This is a genomic window from Sphingomonas citricola (assembly GCF_019429535.1).
Lineage (GTDB): Bacteria > Pseudomonadota > Alphaproteobacteria > Sphingomonadales > Sphingomonadaceae > Sphingomonas > Sphingomonas citricola.
Genome location: NZ_JAHXZM010000006.1, coordinates 118,656 through 135,747, shown reverse-complemented (window position 1 = coordinate 135,747; position 17,092 = coordinate 118,656). Strand labels below are relative to the sequence as shown.

Sequence of the window (17,092 nt, the reverse complement as noted above, 5' to 3'; positions counted from 1 at the left end):
GCGGCCGACGAAGGGGCATCCATGTTCGCGCACGCATCACTCCCGATCCTGCTCCTGATCTTCGCCGCGTCGGCGGGCGTTATCTGGGTCGCGGGGGTCAAACTGGCCGACACGACCGATGTCCTTGCCACGCGGCTGCATCTCGGCAAGGCGCTGGGCGGGATCGTCGTGCTCGCGGTTGCGACCAACCTGCCCGAGATCGCGATCACCGTCAGCGCGGCGGCCAGCGGCAACATCGGGGTCGCGGTCGGCAACATCCTGGGCGGGATCGCGATCCAGACGGTGGTGCTCGTCTTCATGGACATGGCGATGAAGGAGCGCGCCGCGCTCACCTATCGCGCCGCGAGCCTCAGTCTGGTGATCGAGGCAGTGCTGGTCGTCGCGGTGTTAATCGTCGCGATCATGGCGACGCAATTGCCCGGCGACCTGATCGCATTCCGGGTAACCCCCGGCGCGCTCGCGATTGCCGCCTTGTGGCTGGGCGGACTGTGGCTCTCGAGCCGCGCCAGCCGTGGGCTACCGTGGCACGATAGCGCGGGCGACGCGCCCGACACGCAGGAAGAGCCAAAGGGCCACTCGCAGGAAAAGAAGGATGCCGGGGCTGCACACACCGGCCGCGTCTTCTGGGTGTTCGGCGCGGCCGCGCTCGCCACGCTGGTCGCGGGCGTGCTGCTCGAACGCAGCGGCGACGCGATCGCCGACCATATCGGGCTGTCGGGCGTGCTGTTCGGCGCGACGGTGCTCGCTGCCGCGACATCGCTGCCCGAACTCTCGACGGGCATCACGTCGGTCAGGATGAAGGATTACCAGCTCGCGATCAGCGACATCTTCGGCGGCAACGCCTTCCTGCCCGTGCTCTTCCTGCTCGCGGTGGTGGTGTCGGGCAAGGCGGTGCTGCCAAGCGCGCAGGCGAGCGACATCTACCTCGCCGGGCTCGGCATCCTGCTGACCTGCGTCTACGCCGCCGGGCTGATTTTCCGACCGCGCCGGCTGGTGTGGCGAATGGGCGTTGATTCGCTCGCGGTGCTCGTTCTTTATGCACTGGGCGTGGCCGGACTGTTCGCGATCGCGACGCACGGCTGAGGCCGGTTGACCTGCGCGCGTACGCGACCCAAGGCGCTGATCATGCGCTTCTTCTCCGACAACGCCGCCCCCGTTCACCCCGCCGTGATGCGTGCGCTGGCTCAGGTCGACACGCTCGACACCGCGTACGACGGCGACCGCTGGTCGAAACAGCTCGACGCGCGTTTGTCAGAAACGTTTGAGACCGAGGTCCGCGCCTTCTGGGTGCCGAGCGGGACCGCGGCCAATTGCCTCGCGCTCGCCGCGATCTGCCCGCCGCACGGCTCGGTCGTCTGCCACCGCGACGCGCACATCCAGAATGACGAATGCGGCGCACCCGAATTCTACACCCACGGTGCGAAGCTGCTGCTCGCCGACGGCGACGGCGCGAAGGTGACGCCCGAGACGCTGGAGGCCGTGCTGAGCGTCCAGCGCTACGACATCCACCAACAGGTACCGAGCGCGATCTCGATCACCAACCAGACCGAGTACGGCCGCGCCTACACCGCCGCGGAGGTCGCCGCGATCGGCGCGGTGGCGCGCGCGCGGGGCCTGCACTTCCACGTGGACGGCGCGCGTTTCGCCAACGCGGTGGTCGCGACGGGTGCGAGCCCCGCTGATCTCACGTGGCGCGGCGGGGTCGACGTGCTGTCGTTCGGGTTCGTAAAGAACGGCGGGATGAACGCCGAGGCGCTGGTCTTCTTCCGCCCCGAACTTGCCGATGCGACCGTGTTCCGCCGCAAGCGCGCGGGGCTGCTGCTGTCGAAGGGCCGCTATCTCGCCGCGCAGATCCTCGCGATGCTCGACCACGACCTGTGGCTCGACTGCGCGCGCGCGAGCAACGACGGCGCGCGAATGATCGCGCAGGCCGCAGGCGAGCGGTTGATCCACCCGGTCGACGGCAACGAGGTATTCCTGCGCGTTAACGCCGACGAGGCGGCGGGCCTGCGCGCGAAGGGGTTCGATTTCTATGACTGGGGCGTCGGCGAGGCGCGGCTGGTCGTCTCATGGGACCAGCGCGCCGACGACATCCGCCCGCTCGCCGAGGCGATCGCCGCCTTGTGACGCGGCGACGGGGAGGACGGTCGCCCGCCCTCCCCGCACCACGGCGGCAGCACCCGCGTCAGCGCCGGCAGTAACCCGGGTTGTCGGCGCGCTCGACCGCATTGCCCGCCAGTGCACCCGCACCAGCGCCCAGCACGGTACCGAGCGTCCGGTCACCGCGGCGATCGATCACGCGGCCGAGCAATCCGCCCGCGATCGCGCCGACGACCGTCCCGGTGGTGCCGTTCTGGCAGCGGCGATCGGTGTAGCGATAATCGCGCGTGTTGCGGTAATAACGCGGGCGATCGGTCTCGTAATAGCGCGGACCCTGGTTCCAGCCGTCGCGATCGGCGCGCGCATAGGCGCGGTCGTGGTCGCGGTAGCGATCGTCGTTATACGCCCGGCTGTAGCCGCGATCGTCGTAGCCGCGATAATAACCCTGCGCCTGCGCCGCCATCGGCGCGAACGACGTGATACCCATCGCCAGCGTTCCGGCGGCGATCGAAAGCGTCTTCAGCATCTGCTGCTCCACTCATTGACGCGGCGCGGCGGTATTGCTGCGTCGGTGATGAGCTTGTCGCCGATTCGCCTTGAGTGATCGCTGAACGCGCCCGTTATCGATCGTTCAGCATGGCGCGGCGCGCGTGATCTGATACGGCGCGCGGATCATGTCCACCGCCCCCCCACTGCAGTCGACACGCGCGAGCGTGCTGATCCCGTTCACGATCGTGCTGCTGATCTGGGGATCGACGTGGATCGTGATCCGCGACCAACTGGCGGGCGCGGTCGTGCCGCCGAGCTGGTCGGTCGCGTACCGTTTCGCGGTGGCGGGCATCGCGCTGGCGGTGGTGGCGAAGACGCGCGGCGAGCGGCTGGCGTTCGATCGCACCGGGTGGATGTTCGCCGCCGTCCTCGGGCTCGCGCAATTCGTGTGCAATTTCAACTTCGTCTACCGTGCGGAACAGCACATCACCTCGGGCCTCGTCTCGGTCGTGTTCGCGCTACTGCTGGTGCCGAACGCGGTGTTCGCGCGCCTCTTTCTGGGGCAGCGGATGGGGCGGCAATTGCTCGCGGGCTCCGCGGTCGCGATGGCGGGGGTCGCGCTGCTGTTCGTTCAGGAGGCGCGCAGCGACCCGAATGGGCCGGGCGAGGCGTTGATCGGCATCGCGCTGACCGGCTGCGCGATCCTGTCGGCCTCGGTCGCGAACGTCATGCAGGCGACGAAGACCGCGGCGCGCTACCCGATGATTCCGATGCTCGCGGTGGCGATGCTGCTCGGCGCCGCGCTGGACGCCGCCTTCGCGCTCGCGACCGTCGGCGCGCCGGTGTTCGATCCCCGGCCGAGCTATGTCGCGGGCGTGCTCTACCTCGGGCTCGCCGCCTCCGCGCTCGCCTTCACGCTCTATTTCCGCATCATCCGAACGATCGGCCCGGCGAAGGCGGCGTATAACAGCGTCATCGTGCCGGTGATCGCGATGCTCTTGTCGACCGTGTTCGAGGGTTACCGCTGGTCGCTGCTGGCGGCGGCGGGGGGCGTGCTGGCGGGCGCGGGGCTGGTCATCGCGCTGACCGCGCGCAGGCCCAACCGGTAATCGGGAAAGCGCGGCCGCCAGCCGAGCACGCGCTTCGCCTTGCCGTTCGCGACGCGCCGGTTCTCGGCGTAGAAGCCGCGCGCCATCGGCGATAACTGATCGAGCGAAACGAGCGGCGGCGGCGCGACGCCGAGCAGGCGCGCGGCATATTCGACCACCGCGTCTTGACTCGCGGGCTCGTCGTCGGACAGGTTATACGCCCCCGCGGGTGCGCCGAACGCGGCGACGACGCCCGACGCGATATCGTCGACGTGGACGCGACTGAACACCTGGGTCACGAGGCCGGTGCGATGCGCCTCGCCCGCCGCGACGCGCTCCAGCGCCGACCGGCCGGGGCCGTAGATGCCAGGTAGGCGGAACACATGGGCGCCACGCGCCAGCCACGCCGCGTCGGCGGCGTTGCGCCTGGGCCGCCGTCCACGGTCGGCGGGCGCGCTCTCGTCGACCCACGCGCCGCCGACGTCGCCGTAGACGCCGGTCGAGGACAGGTAGCCGACCCATTTATCCGCCAGCAGATCCGCGTAATCGCGCAGCACCGGGTCGCCGTCCGCGTCGGGCGGGATCGAGACGAGCACCCGGTCGCTCGCCGCCAGCCCCGCGCGCACCGCCGCCGCATCGTCGTAGCAGATCGTGCCCCCGCGCCCGTCGCGCGTGGTGCCGATCGCGACGCCGCCTGCCGCCGCGACGACGGCACGCGCGGCATAACCGAGCCCAAAGACGAACAGCGTCATTCCGTCCTCACCACACCATCACCGCACCGTCACCGGGCCATCGGCCCCTTGAACGCGGTGCCGAAATAATCGCCCTTGTTCCATACCGGACTGGTCGGCGCGTCGGCGATCTCGCGCGCCATCGCGTAATTGATGTCGACGAAGCGCACCGCCTGATCCCACATGATGCCTGCGTCCACCTCGTCGCCCTCCTGGTGGTAGCGGTTCTTCATGAAGTCCTCGAACGCGGCGCGCGCGCCCTCGCCCTTCAGCCCCGGCCACAGGAACACCGACGGCACGCCGGCTTCGACGAAGCGGAAATGGTCCGACCGCGTGAAGATCGTCTGCTCGGGGATCGGATCGGGCGAGGTGACGACGCCCGCGCCTCGCGCCGCGCGCGCGATCACGGGGCCTAACGTCGAGCGATCGCCGCCGAACGCCACGACGTCGCTGAACGCGTAGGTCAGCACCGGCATGTCGAGGTTCACGTCAGCGACGATATTCTCCAGACCCCGGGGCCGGTGCCGCACGAAATAATCGCTGCCGACCAGCCCCTTCTCCTCGGCGGTGACCGCGAGGAACACGATCGTCCGCTTCCCCGCACCGCGCTGCTGGAACCGCCGCGCTTCCTCGATCAGGCTCGCGATCCCGATCGCGTCGTCGAGCGCGCCGTTGTTGATCCGGTCGCCCCTGGCGTCGGGGGTCTTGCTGACCCCGATATGGTCGAGGTGCGCCGACAGCACGACGACCTCGCCGCGCCGCGCCGGATCGGTGCCGGGCAGCACGCCGACGACGTTGGACGAAGCGACCGGCGTGAACGCGGTCGCGCTCTCGATCTTGAGCGTGGTGGCGAGTGCGGCGGGCGGGAATGATTGCTTCCCGTTCACCTCGGCGCGCGCCTGATCCCAGGTCATGCCGGCGCCCGCGAACAATTTGCGCGCGCCGGCATCGGTCAGCGTGCCGAGCAGCGGAACGCCGGGCGCAAACGCGGTGCCCTCGGGCGTCGCCCAGCCGTACTGCACCCCGCCCGCGCGGATCGGCCGCGCCTTTTTCGCGCCCCCTGCCAGCAGCACCGCGCCGACCGCGCCGTGCGCGGCGGCAGCCTGCAGCTTGGTGCGCATGCTCGCGAAATAGGCATGCTCCTCGCTCTGCATGTCGGCGGGGGCGCCACCGACCAGCGCGACGATCGCGCCGCGCACGTCGACGGCGGCGTAATCGTCGTGGCCGCGGCTGGGTGCGGACACGCCCTGCCCGACGAACACCACGCGTGCACCCACGTCGGTGCGCGCCGATTGCGGGTTCGCCGCCGCCACGAAATCCTCGCCCGGTTTGAGCGCCGCGCCGTTGATCGCCGCGCGCGCCTCGCCCGCGACCTGATATTTCATCAACGGCACGCGTTGCAGGAACGCGCCGTCCGCACCGGGCTTCAGCCCCGCCGCGGCGAATTGCTGCGCAACATAAGTGGCAGCGGTGTCGAACCCCGCACTCCCCGCCTCGCGTCCCTGAAGCGCGTCGGAGGCGAGATAGGCGACGTGCGCGCGGATCGCGGCCTCCTGCGCATTGCGCGGCGCGACCGCGCGCAGCGCGGGCGTCGGGTTCTCGCGCGGCGCGGACAATGCGGGCGACGGCGGTGTCGGGGCTGCGACCGGCGTCTGCGGCGCCTGCGCCGCCCCCAGCCACAGGACGAGCGACGCCGCCGGCAGATATTTCACGATTGTTCCTCTCCTCATTGCCCCCTCGCGTAGCAGCGCACCCCGCGCGCGCAACCCCGCGGTACGTCGCGGCCTCCATCGGGGCTCCCGATTGCTCGGACGCGCTTGGCTATGGAACCTTGGCGCTCGCCGATGATAGGGTCGGGCATGCTCGATGCCATGAACGCCGCCCTCACCCCCGCCGCGCCGACCGTGATCCGCCGCGAGGATTATACCGCGCCCGCGTGGACCGTGCCCGAAACCGCGCTCGACTTCGCGCTCGATCCCGCCACCACCCGCGTCCGTGCGCGGCTAACGGTCGAGCGGTCGGGCGGCCACGACCTGCCGCTCGTGCTCGACGGCGCGGGGCAGAAGCTGCTGTCGGTCACGGTCGACGGCGTCGCGGTCAACGATTGGCGGATCGAGGGCGAGCAACTGGTCCTGCCGCTCCCCGGCGACGCGCACGTGGTCGAGACCGAGGTCGAGATCGCACCCGAGCGCAACACGCAGCTGATGGGGCTCTACGCGTCGGGCGGCAATCTGTGCACGCAGTGCGAGGCGGAGGGCTTTCGCCGCATCACCTATTTCCCCGACCGCCCCGACGTGCTGTCGACCTACACCGTCCGGATGAGCGCGGACAAGGCGCGCTTCCCCGTCCTGCTCGCCAACGGCGACCCGGTGGCTGCGGGCGACGGTGACGACGGCACCCACTGGGCCGAGTGGCACGATCCTTATCCCAAGCCATCCTACCTGTTCGCGCTCGTCGCGGGTGATCTGGCGGTCAATCGCGGCACGTTCACCACGCGCTCGGGCCGCGCGGTCGAACTCGGCATCTGGGTGCGCGAGGCCGATCTCGCCAAGACCGACCACGCGCTCCACGCGCTCAAGCTGTCGATGGCGTGGGACGAGCGCGTCTACGGCCGCGAATACGACCTCGACGTGTTCAACATCGTCGCGGTCGACGATTTCAACTTCGGCGCGATGGAGAACAAGGGGCTGAACATCTTCAACAGCCGCTACATCCTCGCCGATCCCGATACCGCGACCGATTACGATTACGACGCGATCGCCGCGGTCGTCGCGCACGAATATTTCCACAATTGGTCGGGCAACCGCATCACCTGCCGCGACTGGTTCCAGTTGAGCCTCAAGGAAGGTTTCACCGTCTACCGCGACCAGGGATTCTCCGCCGATCAGGGTTCGGCCGCGGTCAAGCGGATCGAGGATGTGCGGGGCTTACGCGCCGGGCAATTCCCCGAGGACGCGAGCCCGCTCGCGCACCCGGTCCGGCCCGAGCGTTATCTCGAAATCTCGAATTTCTACACCGCGACGATCTACAACAAGGGCGCGGAGCTGATCCGCATGATGGCGACGATGCTGGGCGAGCAGCGCTTCCGCGCCGCGACCGACCTGTATTTCGACCGCTACGACGGGACCGCCGCCACCTGCGAGGATTTCGTCACCTGCATGGAGGAAGCGGGCGAGATCGACCTGTCGCAATTCCGTTTGTGGTATTCGCAGGCGGGCACCCCGCGCGTGTCGGTGTCGCTCGAACACGAGGCGGGCTCGGGCCGCGCGACGATCAACCTCGCGCAAAAGGTGCCCGACACGCCGGGCCAGTCGAACAAGCAGCCGCAGGTGCTCCCGCTCAAGATCCGCCTGTTCGGTGCCGAGACGGGCGATGCGCTCACCGAGGAACAGCTCGTCATCCTGTCGGACGCGAGCGCCAGCGTGACGTTCGAGACGATTGCCGAGCGCCCGATCGTCTCGCTCAACCGCGGCTTCTCCGCCCCCGTCGTGATCGAGAGCGACCGCACCGCCGCGGACCTCGCCTTCCTCGCGCGCCATGACGACGACCCCTTCGCGCGCTACGAGGCGATGCAGCAGTTGATGCTCGACACGCTCGTCGCCGCGACGATCGAGGGGCGGGCCGATCACGCCGCGGTGATCGCCGCGGTCGCCGACACGCTCGACAACCCCGAACTCGACCCCGCCTTCGTCGCCGAGGCGGTGCTGCTGCCATCGGAAGGGTTCATCGGCGACCAGCTCTCCACGGTCGATCCCGATGCGGTCCACGCCGCGCGCGAGGCGCTGCGCGCCGATCTCGGCCGCGAACTGGAGGCGCAGTGGCGCACCGCCTATGCGGCGGGCAGCGGCCGTGCCTATGCCTATACGCCCGAGGACAAAGGCCTGCGCCGCCTGCGCAACGTCGCGCTCGGCTACCTCGCCGCGTCCGGCGCCGACGATGCGGCGCGGCTCGCCTACGCGCAATTCGCGGAGGCGGACAACATGACCGACCGCCAGGGCGCGCTCACCACGCTCGTCAGCGGCCATTCGGAAGAGCGCGACGCCGCGCTCGACATCTTCTACCAGCGTTATCAGGGCAATTCGCTGGTGCTCGACAAATGGTTCCAGACGCAGGCGCTGTCGTCGCGCGACGACACCCCCGCGCTCGTCGCCGAACTCGCGCGCCACCCCGATTTCTCGCTCGCCAACCCCAATCGCGCGCGCTCGCTGATCGGCGCGTTCGGGGTCAACCAGCGCGCTTTCCATGCGAAGGGCGGCGCGGGCTACCGCTGGCTCGCCGACCAGCTGATCGCGCTCGACGCGCTCAACCCGCAGACCGCGGCGAAGCTGCTGCCCCCCTTGGGCCGCTGGCGCCGCTTCGACCCGACGCGCGCCCCCCTGATGCGCGCCGAACTCGAACGCATCGTCGCGCATCCGGGGCTGTCGAAGGACCTGTTCGAGCAGGCATCAAAGAGCCTCGAGGGCTGAGGCGCAGACGCGCGGGGGCTGTCCTACACGCCCCCGCGCATGCCACCGCAGCGGCGCTCTTTGACCCCGCCGGATACAGACGCGCGCGCCCGCGCATGCGTAGGGGTGTGACGTTTGTGACTTTTGACGCGGCTGGGCCTCAGCGCGCCAAGGGACCAACAACGTTCCCCGTAGCTGAGATTCTCTTTCTACATCACAATTCGAATCGTGAAGAACGTTGGGCGTCCCTCGATATCGCGACCGGAAGTAGTTGGATGGTGAAGATTGCAGCGCTGACGCTCGGCGCCTATTGCCTGATGGCTATCATCTGGTGTGGTGACCTTCTGTCGCCTGTCGTCGACTTGTTGCTTTGGCCAGACAGGCTCGGCATCGCGTGGCGATCGTGGCTCCTGACCATCGCGGTGGCGTCGACGGCGATTTTCTTGATGCCCTGCTCCTTACGGATCACGGCTCCGCTATATGTGCTGATCGTGATGACCCTGTCGGTCGTGTCGATCGCGATCTACGTCGATCATCTCCGCGCATCGCGTCTGGCCCAGTTCGCACCGGACGCGCTCATCGATCATTCGTTCTTTCGGTCGATCCGCATTGCGCCGCGTGAGGAGCAATTCGATCTTCATGCCGCGGCGCTGAAACGATGCACGCCCTACGGGTGGAGCTATCGGGTGATGGACCTCTACAAAATTCCGCCCAATGCCGCCGTCAACGTGCTCCCAATCGAGTGGACGGAGCGGTGCGGTATTCATCGCAGCTGACCGACCATTACACGCTGAAGAGGAAACGATCGCTGCTGTCGCTAGGGAAGGTGAGCAGTTCCCCCTCCCGCATAGGGCGCCCGCCCTCACCCCGAATTGCGCAGCGCGGTCGCGATCGCGTTGATCGACAGCAGGATGCCCTCGCGCACCCGCGCATCGTCCTCGCCCGCGCGGTTGCGCTTGATCAGCTCGATCTGGAGCAGGTTGAGCGGCTCGATATAGGGCAGCCGCAGCCGGATCGACGCGTCGAGCGCGGGGTGCTTCTCCAGCAGCCGCGTCTGGCTCGTCACCTCGAGCAACTGGTCGCGGGTCAAATGCCAGTCGTCGCGGATGCGCCCGAACACGCGGTCGCGCAAGGCGGCGTCCTCGACCAGAGCGGCGTAGCGCTGGGCGATCCCCATGTCCGATTTCGCCAGCACCATTTCCATGTTGGCGAGCGTCGCGCCGAACAGGGGCCACGCCTCCGCCATCTCCTTGAGCAGCGCACGGTCCTCGAAGCCCGCCAGCGCCTGTCCGACGCCGTACCAGCCCGGCAGCATGACGCGCGCCTGCGCCCAGCTGAACACCCAGGGGATCGCGCGCAGATCCTCGATCGCGTCCGACTGCTTGCGGCTCGCCGGGCGGCTGCCGATCTTCAATCCCGCGATCTCCGCGATCGGGGTCATCTGGCGGAAGAAGGTGCGGAAGCCGCCCCCTCCTCCGAAATCATTCTCGTACACCAGCCCGCGATAGGCGCGGAACGCCGCGTCGGAGATGCGATCCATCGCGGCCCCGAACGCCTCGTTCTCGCTGTTCGACAGCGGCGCGGGCTCTAGACTGGTCAGCAGTGTCGCCGACGCCATCGCCTCCAGATTGGTCATCGCGCTCTCGCGCGTGCCGTATTTGCCCGCGATCACCTCGCCCTGTTCGGTGATGCGGATGCGGCCCTGCACGGTGCCCGGCGGCTGCGCGCGGATTGCGGCGAACGACGATCCGCCGCCGCGCCCGACCGCGCCGCCGCGGCCGTGGAACAGTTGCATCCCCACCCCCGCGGCCTCGAACACGGGCTTCAATGCGGTCGACGCCTTCGACAATTGCCACGTCGAGGTCAGGTATCCGCCGTCCTTGTTGCTGTCGGAATAACCGATCATCACTTCCTGATGGCCGCGCGCCGACGCGATCGCAGCGACCTGTGGAATCGCGAACCAGTCGGTCATCACCCCCGGTGCGGCTTCCAGATCCTCGATCGTCTCGAACAGCGGCACCGCCATCACGTCGGCCTGCGCCGGCGCACCCGGCCGGTAGAGTCCGACCTCCTTGAGCAGCAGATGCACCTCGAGCAGGTCGCTGACCGACTTGCACATCGACACGATATACTGGCGGATAGAGGCCGGGCCGTAGGCACGGTGCGCGTCGGCCGCCGCCTGGACGATCGCCAGCTCGCCCGCGGTTTCCTCCGAATAAGCGGCGAAGCGCGAGGTGAGCGGGCGCGGGCTGGCGAGTTCGCGCTTGAGCAGATCGACCCGCGCCGCCTCGTCGAGCGCGGCGTAATCGTCGCACACCCCCGCGACGCGCAGCATTTCCGCCACGACGCGCTCGTGCACCGCGCTGTTCTGCCTCAGATCGAGCGTCGCGAGATGGAAGCCGAACACGTCGACCGCGCGGATCAGCCGCCCGATTGCGCCACCGCTGCCGAGCAACCCGTCGCCCCCCTGCGACAACGGCTTGGCGATCGCGACCAGATCGGCGCGCAATGCCGCCGGATCGGCGTACGGCTCGCCCTTCAGCGCCCCCGGCCGCGGCGCGGGCTTGCCAACCAGTTTCGCGAACGTCGCCGCGGTGCGCGCGTAGATGCCCGACAAGGCGCGGCGGTACGGCTCGTCGCTGCGGCTCTCCGCCACGTCGCCGCTCGCCCCGGCCAGCGCCAGCACCGCGTCGTCGACCGCAGCGTGGTTGGTCGAGATCGACAATTCCTGCCCCATCGCGTGGAGCTGGTCGAGGTAGAAGCCCAGCACCGCCTCCGACGCGCGCGCCAGCGCGGTGCGAAGCGAATCGGCGGTGACGAACGGATTACCGTCGCGGTCCCCGCCGATCCAGCTTCCCGGACGCAGGAACGACGGCACGCGAACCCCGAGCGCGCGGTCCCAGCGCTGATAGAGCGCGGGGATGACGGGCAGGAACACGTCGCGCAAATAGCTGAGCGCGGTCTCGACCTCGTCGACGACGTACAACCGTTCGCGCCGGAGCACGCGCGTCTGCCACAGCAAGGCGACCTGCCGCACGATCGCCTCGTCGACCAGATCGCCCTCGGGCGTCGCCTCGACTCCGCGGTCGCGCATCGCCATCAATTGCGCGATCCGGTTGCGGTGGTCGATCATGCTCTTGCGCCGCACCTCGGTCGGGTGCGCGGTCAGCACCGGCGCGACGAGCGCATGGTCGAGCAGCGCGATCACCGCCGCGCGGTCGATCCCCTCGCCCGCCAGCCGCTCGAGCGCGGCGGCGATGTCGGCACCCTTCTCGGCTGCAAACCCCTGCCGGTCCTCGGCGAGGTTCGCGAGCATCGAGAACAGCATGAAGCCGCGCACAAAATCGAGCGTCTCGTCGAGGTCGAGCGCCCCCAGTTCTGCGTCGGGCGACCCCTCGCCGCCGCGATGCCGCTCGACCGAGGCGGAACGGATCGCCTCGGTCCGCTCGTACAGCTTCTCCCCGCCATAAGCGCGGATGACGTCGCCCAGCACGCGGCCGAGGTAGCGGACATCGGGATTGTTGGTGATCGGGGGAAGGCTCATGACGCCATGCTGCGTCGCACCACGGGCGCGGTCAACCGTCGATCCGCGCCTGTGGTACGGAAGTCAGCGTGCGGCGGCCCTGCCCGCGGCGGCCGTCGCGTTCGCGGGCTCGTCCGCTGGCGTCGGCAGGTCGCTGTCGTTCATCTCTCGCGCGCGCTCGCGTTCGTCGCTGGTCACGGTGCCGTCGTGGTTGAGGTCCTGCGCATCGAAGCGCGCGAGCATGCCGCGGCCCCATTCCTCGACGCTGACGAACCCGTCCTTGTTGGTGTCGTAGCTCATCACGCGCTCGCGGTTCTTCGGCGCGATCTCGCTCGGCTCGAGCTTGTCGTCGTTGTTGGTGTCGAGCCGGCGGAACCGCCGCTCGATCACCCCGCCGAAATCGAGCCGCGACATGACGAAGGGCGGCGTATAATTCGCGAGCTCGGCATTCTGCATCGCCTTCTCGTCGGCCGATTTGCCCGAACAGGCCACCAGTGCGAGCGCGCACCCGCCAACCAGCAATATCCGCATCATGCTCCCTTTGATCGACGCCGGCCCGACGCATCCCTACCTCAGGCTTCGAGCTCAACGTCCCAGTAGAGCCAATCGCGCCACGTCGCGTGGAGATAATTGGGCGGGAAGCGGCGCCCGTGTTCCTGCAACTGCCAGCTCGTCGGGCGGATCGGCTCGAGGAACAGCGGCATGTGCGCCTGTTTGGGCGTGCGCCCGCCCTTCTTCAGGTTGCATGGGCTACAGGCAGTGACGACATTCTCCCACGTCGTGCGGCCGCCCTGCGCGCGCGGAATGACGTGGTCGAAGGTCAGGTCGCGGCCGTGCCCGCAATATTGGCATTCGAACTTGTCGCGCAGGAAAAGGTTGAACCGGGTGAAGGCGGGGAATTGCGACGGCCGCACGAACTGCTTGAGCGCGATCACCGACGGCAGCTTGATCGTGTGGTTGGGGCTGTGCACCTCGCGTTCGTAATGCGCGACGATGTCGACGCGGTCGAGGAACACCGCCTTGATCGCGGTCTGCCACGGCCAGATGCTCAACGGATAATAGGACAACGGCGTATAATCGGCGTTCAGCACCAGCGTCGGGCAGGAGTCCGGATGGCGCATCAGATCGGGATGGAACACGTCAGATCCCCCTAGTCATCGCTCGTGCCCGCTGTGCCGAGCGGGGATGACCGCATGATGACAGAGCCGCTTTCGCGCGGTCAACCCTCGACGGGCGCGGCGAATAATGACCGGCGGCGTGGCGCAACGGGGCTCCGTCTGGCACATGGCGCTTCATCAACCCGCAGCTTCCGGACAATATCCATGTCGATCCACTCCGCCCGCCTGACCGCCCTGCGCGAACAGCTCGGCCGACAGGGCCTAGACGGCTTCGTCGTGCCGCTGACTGACGAGCATATGAGCGAATATGTCGGTGCCTACGCGCAGCGGCTCGGCTGGCTGACCGGGTTCGGCGGATCGGCGGGCACCGCGGCGGTGCTGGCCGACGCTGCCGCGATCTTCACCGACGGCCGCTACACGATCCAGGTGCGCGAGCAGGTGTCGGGCGACGAGTGGCAATATGTCGCGGTGCCCGAGAACAGCGTCGCCAGCTGGCTCGTGGGCCACGTCGGCGAGGGCGCCCGCGTCGGTTACGACCCGTGGCTCCACACGCGCGCTTGGGTCGAGGACACGCGCGGCGCGCTCGCCGCTAGGGGCGCGACGCTCGTCGCGGTCGAGGCAAACCCGGTCGACGCGGTGTGGCACGACCGCCCCGCCCCCTCGCCCGCACCGCTCAGCGTTCACCGTGACGATCATGCGGGCGAAACCTCGGCGGCGAAGCGCGCGCGCGTCGCCGACTGGCTCGGCGAGGTCGGGGCCGACGCGGTCGTCATCCCCGCGCTCGATTCAACCGCGTGGCTGCTCAACGTGCGCGGGGCGGACGTGTCGCGCACCCCGGTCGCGCTCGCCTACACGATCGTCGACGCCGACGGCACCGCTGACCTCTTCGTCGCCCCCGAAAAGATGACCGACGCGGTGCACCACCATCTGGGCAATGCGGTGCGCGTCCACGACCGCGCCGATTTCGCGCCCGCGCTCGGCCGGTTCGCGGGCAAGCGCGTCGCGATCGACCCCGCGCTCGCGGTCGCCGCGATCTTCGACGCGGTCGAGGCGGGCGGCGGCATTGCGCTGCCGGTGCGCGATCCGACGATCATTCCCAAGGCGACCAAGAACGACGCCGAAGTGTCCGGCCATCGCGCCGCCAGCATCCGTGACGGCGCCGCACTGACGCGTTTCCTGCGCTGGATCGCGGCGGAGGCGCCCAGGGGCGGGCAGACCGAGTTGTCTGCTGCCGCGAGGCTCCACCAATTCCGCGAGGAAACGGACGAATTGCGCGACCTGTCGTTCGACGCCATCTCCGCGACCGGCCCGCACGGCGCGATCCCGCACTACCACGTCACCGAGGAATCGAACCTCGCGATCGAGCCCGGCCAGCTCTACCTGATCGATTCGGGCGGCCAGTATCTCGACGGCACCACCGACGTGACCCGCGTCGTGCCCGTCGGCACGCCCACCGCGGAGATGCGCGACCGCTACACCCGCGTGCTGAAGGGGCATATCGCGCTTGCCACCGCGACCTTCCCGCCCGGCACCAGCGGACAGCAGCTCGACGCGCTCGCGCGGCTGCCGCTGTGGGCCGCGGGGCTCGATTTCGCGCACGGCACCGGGCACGGCGTCGGCAGCTTCCTCGCGGTGCACGAGGGGCCGGCGCGCATCGCCAAGCCGACCTACCCCGGCGGCGGCCCGCAGGAGCCGCTTCGCGCCGGCATGATCCTGTCCAACGAGCCCGGCTATTACAAGGCGGGCGAATACGGCATCCGGATCGAGAACCTGCTGCTCGTGGTCGAGCGCGACCTGCCCGGCGGCGAGGCGACGATGCTGGCGTTCGAGACGCTGACGCTCGCTCCGATCGAGCGCGACCTGATCGACGCGGCGCTGCTGTCGAACGAGGAGCGGGCGTGGCTCGACGCCTATCACGCGACTGTCACCGCGACGCTCGGCCCCGTCCTCCCCGACGACGATCGTGCGTGGCTCGCGGAGAAATGCGCCCCGATCGCCGGGTGACCAAACACCCCGCGTCGCCGTCAGTCGGGCGTGCGGCGCGGTTCGTCTGGATTGGGCGCGGCGGTTTCCTCGCGCCCGGCGCGGGCCTGCGCCTTGCGACGACGCAGATTGGCCCGCAATTGCTCGGCCAGCCGTGCGGCGCGATCATCGGGTTTATTCATGCCGGTGCGCTACCGCGACGATAGCGCCTTGACAATCACGCGCCGAACCGCTCTTAGGCGCCCTCCCGTCGCCGACGCGACGCGAGTGCTGCCGTAGCTCAGTGGTAGAGCGCATCCTTGGTAAGGCTGAGGTCGTGAGTTCAATCCTCACCGGCAGCACCATTTTTCCCCTGATCACCCTCCGTTGTCCGACGGTGTCTGGGAACGGTCTCCACAAGACGACCGAGAAAAGCGGCTCGTCCGATCACGCGGGCTATAGGTAGATCGACGATCAGCCGGCACGTTGAACGCCAGCTCCCCCAGTGATCGGCAGGATCGCCCGCTCTCGACATTCCCACCGAACGCTCCGGCCAAGACGTCGGCGGCCCACCGTGCGAACCATCGTCCGCACCGACGATCCCGCGATTGCGCGCGGTTGCTATCGGTCGGCGGGCATGTAGACAGCACAGACGATGTCGCCGACCTCCTGTCGCCGCGTCGACACAGGAGTTCGTGTGGCTGCCACGCCGGCGCATCGATCAGCACCACCGCTGCGCCGCCGCATGGCCCCGCTCGCGGCTCGGGCGCGAACGCTCGCCGCGATCGTTGCGCTGTCGCTGCTGGGCGGGTGCGCGGCGCTCGACCACGGCATTTTGAACGCTCAAGGCCCGGTCGCCGCGCACGAGCGGCACTTTTTCATCATCGTCTGCGGCATCCTGCTGTTCGTCTGGGTGCCGATCGTGGTGCTCGCCCCCGTCATCGCCTGGCATTACCGGCTGTCGAACACGCACCATGCCTATCGCCCCAAATGGGCATTCTCCTGGCCGCTCGAAGGGTTCATCTGGATCCCGCCGATTGGCATCGTCGTGCTGCTCGCGTTCCTGTTGTGGCCGGCGACGCAGAAGGACGATCCCTATACCCGCCAGGCCGGGCGGGGCACGCCCGTCCGCGTGCAGGCGATCGCGCTCGATTGGAAATGGGTGTTCATCTACCCCGACGAAGGCGTTGCGACGGTCAACCAGCTGGCGGTCCCCGCCGGCCGCCCGGTGCATTTGTCGCTGACCAGCGGCACGGTGATGCAGTCGCTGCTGCTGCCGCAACTCGCCGGACAGGTCTACGCGATGGCGGGGATGCGGACGCGGATGAATTTCGCCGCCGATCGCCCCGGCACCTATCACGGCGAGAATACGCAGTTCAGCGGCAAGGATTTCGCGCGCCAGCAATTCCCCGTCGTCAGTATGACCCCCGCCGCTTACGCCGGCTGGCTGGCGCGCGCGCACCTCGCGTATCGACCGCTCGACCAGGCTGCCTGGGCGGCGCTGTCGCGCCTGGGGACCAGCGCGCCGCAGACATATTCCACCGTGCCGCCGCGCCTGTTCGACCGGATCGTCGCCGCGACCGGCGGCGCGGCGCACCCGCATGACCATTCCGTGACGCGAAAGGCGCCCTGAGCC

General features: G+C 68.9%; 14 protein-coding genes and 1 tRNA gene. 8 read left to right on the top strand and 7 right to left on the bottom strand.

Annotated elements, in window-relative coordinates:
• Positions 1 to 21 precede the first annotated feature (21 nt).
• On the top strand, positions 22 to 1,083 hold the full coding sequence (locus KZ810_RS14840) for a sodium:calcium antiporter (RefSeq protein ID WP_219769893.1): 1,062 nt from the start codon (positions 22 to 24) through the stop codon (positions 1,081 to 1,083).
• Between the two features lie 42 nt (positions 1,084 to 1,125).
• Positions 1,126 to 2,127, top strand: coding sequence for a threonine aldolase family protein (locus KZ810_RS14835; protein ID WP_219769892.1), 1,002 nt, complete (start codon positions 1,126 to 1,128; stop codon positions 2,125 to 2,127).
• A gap of 58 nt (positions 2,128 to 2,185) precedes the next feature.
• On the opposite strand, the gene KZ810_RS14830 is transcribed toward KZ810_RS14835, so the two are convergent.
• Positions 2,186 to 2,626: a glycine zipper 2TM domain-containing protein gene (locus tag KZ810_RS14830; protein ID WP_219769891.1), complete on the bottom strand. Its 441-nt coding sequence runs from the start codon at positions 2,624 to 2,626 to the stop codon at positions 2,186 to 2,188.
• 148 nt (positions 2,627 to 2,774) lie between these two features.
• On the opposite strand from KZ810_RS14830, the gene KZ810_RS14825 reads away from it, so the two are divergent.
• A complete protein-coding gene (locus KZ810_RS14825) occupies positions 2,775 to 3,698 on the top strand; it encodes a DMT family transporter (RefSeq protein ID WP_219769890.1) in 924 nt (307 codons plus the stop codon).
• Here KZ810_RS14825 and KZ810_RS14820 read toward each other — a convergent pair.
• Both KZ810_RS14820 and KZ810_RS14815 read right to left on the bottom strand, forming a co-directional pair.
• Entirely contained in the window at positions 3,608 to 4,429 is an 822-nt protein-coding gene (locus tag KZ810_RS14820; RefSeq protein WP_219769889.1) for a Rossmann-fold NAD(P)-binding domain-containing protein, read from the bottom strand. The genes KZ810_RS14825 and KZ810_RS14820 overlap by 91 nt on opposite strands.
• 29 nt (positions 4,430 to 4,458) lie before the next feature.
• A complete protein-coding gene (locus tag KZ810_RS14815) occupies positions 4,459 to 6,120 on the bottom strand; it encodes a M28 family peptidase (protein WP_308461567.1) in 1,662 nt (553 codons plus the stop codon).
• Positions 6,121 to 6,267: 147 nt separating this feature from the next.
• On the opposite strand from KZ810_RS14815, the gene pepN reads away from it, so the two are divergent.
• Positions 6,268 to 8,874 carry an aminopeptidase N gene (pepN, locus tag KZ810_RS14810; protein ID WP_219769887.1) on the top strand — a complete coding sequence of 869 codons (2,607 nt, stop codon included), beginning with the start codon at positions 6,268 to 6,270 and terminating at the stop codon, positions 8,872 to 8,874.
• A 257-nt stretch (positions 8,875 to 9,131) separates the two neighbouring features.
• On the top strand, positions 9,132 to 9,629 hold the full coding sequence (locus KZ810_RS14805) for a hypothetical protein (RefSeq protein WP_219769886.1): 498 nt from the start codon (positions 9,132 to 9,134) through the stop codon (positions 9,627 to 9,629).
• An 86-nt stretch (positions 9,630 to 9,715) separates the two neighbouring features.
• On the opposite strand, the gene ppc is transcribed toward KZ810_RS14805, so the two are convergent.
• The 3 genes from ppc to KZ810_RS14790 all read right to left on the bottom strand — a co-directional run bounded on the left by ppc (position 9,716) and on the right by KZ810_RS14790 (position 13,515).
• Entirely contained in the window at positions 9,716 to 12,397 is a 2,682-nt protein-coding gene (gene ppc, locus KZ810_RS14800; RefSeq protein WP_219769885.1) for a phosphoenolpyruvate carboxylase, read from the bottom strand.
• A 63-nt stretch (positions 12,398 to 12,460) separates the two neighbouring features.
• Complete coding sequence (locus KZ810_RS14795) at positions 12,461 to 12,907, bottom strand: hypothetical protein (RefSeq protein ID WP_219769884.1); 447 nt, start codon at positions 12,905 to 12,907, stop codon at positions 12,461 to 12,463.
• Between the two features lie 41 nt (positions 12,908 to 12,948).
• A complete protein-coding gene (locus KZ810_RS14790) occupies positions 12,949 to 13,515 on the bottom strand; it encodes an HNH endonuclease (protein WP_019515615.1) in 567 nt (188 codons plus the stop codon).
• A gap of 183 nt (positions 13,516 to 13,698) precedes the next feature.
• On the opposite strand from KZ810_RS14790, the gene KZ810_RS14785 reads away from it, so the two are divergent.
• Entirely contained in the window at positions 13,699 to 15,498 is a 1,800-nt protein-coding gene (locus tag KZ810_RS14785) for an aminopeptidase P family protein (RefSeq protein ID WP_219769883.1), read from the top strand.
• A 20-nt stretch (positions 15,499 to 15,518) separates the two neighbouring features.
• Here the strand turns inward: KZ810_RS14785 and KZ810_RS14780 are convergent, their stop codons facing one another.
• Positions 15,519 to 15,659 carry a hypothetical protein gene (locus KZ810_RS14780; protein WP_219769882.1) on the bottom strand — a complete coding sequence of 47 codons (141 nt, stop codon included), beginning with the start codon at positions 15,657 to 15,659 and terminating at the stop codon, positions 15,519 to 15,521.
• 87 nt (positions 15,660 to 15,746) lie between these two features.
• Between KZ810_RS14780 and KZ810_RS14775 the strand changes: the two genes are divergently transcribed.
• Positions 15,747 to 15,821: transfer RNA gene (locus tag KZ810_RS14775), tRNA-Thr, on the top strand.
• Between the two features lie 332 nt (positions 15,822 to 16,153).
• Positions 16,154 to 17,089: a ubiquinol oxidase subunit II gene (locus tag KZ810_RS14770; protein WP_308461566.1), complete on the top strand. Its 936-nt coding sequence runs from the start codon at positions 16,154 to 16,156 to the stop codon at positions 17,087 to 17,089.
• Positions 17,090 to 17,092: the final 3 nt, after the last annotated feature.

Excerpts from the sequence above, each read along its gene's own strand:
- KZ810_RS14840 (WP_219769893.1), top strand. The coding sequence starts at position 22 with ATGTTCGCGCACGCATCACTCCCGATCCTGCTCCTGATCTTCGCCGCG.
- KZ810_RS14835 (WP_219769892.1), top strand. The coding sequence starts at position 1,126 with ATGCGCTTCTTCTCCGACAACGCCGCCCCCGTTCACCCCGCCGTGATG.
- KZ810_RS14830 (WP_219769891.1), bottom strand. The coding sequence starts at position 2,626 with ATGCTGAAGACGCTTTCGATCGCCGCCGGAACGCTGGCGATGGGTATC.
- KZ810_RS14825 (WP_219769890.1), top strand. The coding sequence starts at position 2,775 with ATGTCCACCGCCCCCCCACTGCAGTCGACACGCGCGAGCGTGCTGATC.
- KZ810_RS14820 (WP_219769889.1), bottom strand. The coding sequence starts at position 4,429 with ATGACGCTGTTCGTCTTTGGGCTCGGTTATGCCGCGCGTGCCGTCGTC.
- pepN (WP_219769887.1), top strand. The coding sequence starts at position 6,268 with ATGCTCGATGCCATGAACGCCGCCCTCACCCCCGCCGCGCCGACCGTG.
- ppc (WP_219769885.1), bottom strand. The coding sequence starts at position 12,397 with ATGAGCCTTCCCCCGATCACCAACAATCCCGATGTCCGCTACCTCGGC.
- KZ810_RS14795 (WP_219769884.1), bottom strand. The coding sequence starts at position 12,907 with ATGCGGATATTGCTGGTTGGCGGGTGCGCGCTCGCACTGGTGGCCTGT.
- KZ810_RS14785 (WP_219769883.1), top strand. The coding sequence starts at position 13,699 with ATGTCGATCCACTCCGCCCGCCTGACCGCCCTGCGCGAACAGCTCGGC.
- KZ810_RS14780 (WP_219769882.1), bottom strand. The coding sequence starts at position 15,659 with ATGAATAAACCCGATGATCGCGCCGCACGGCTGGCCGAGCAATTGCGG.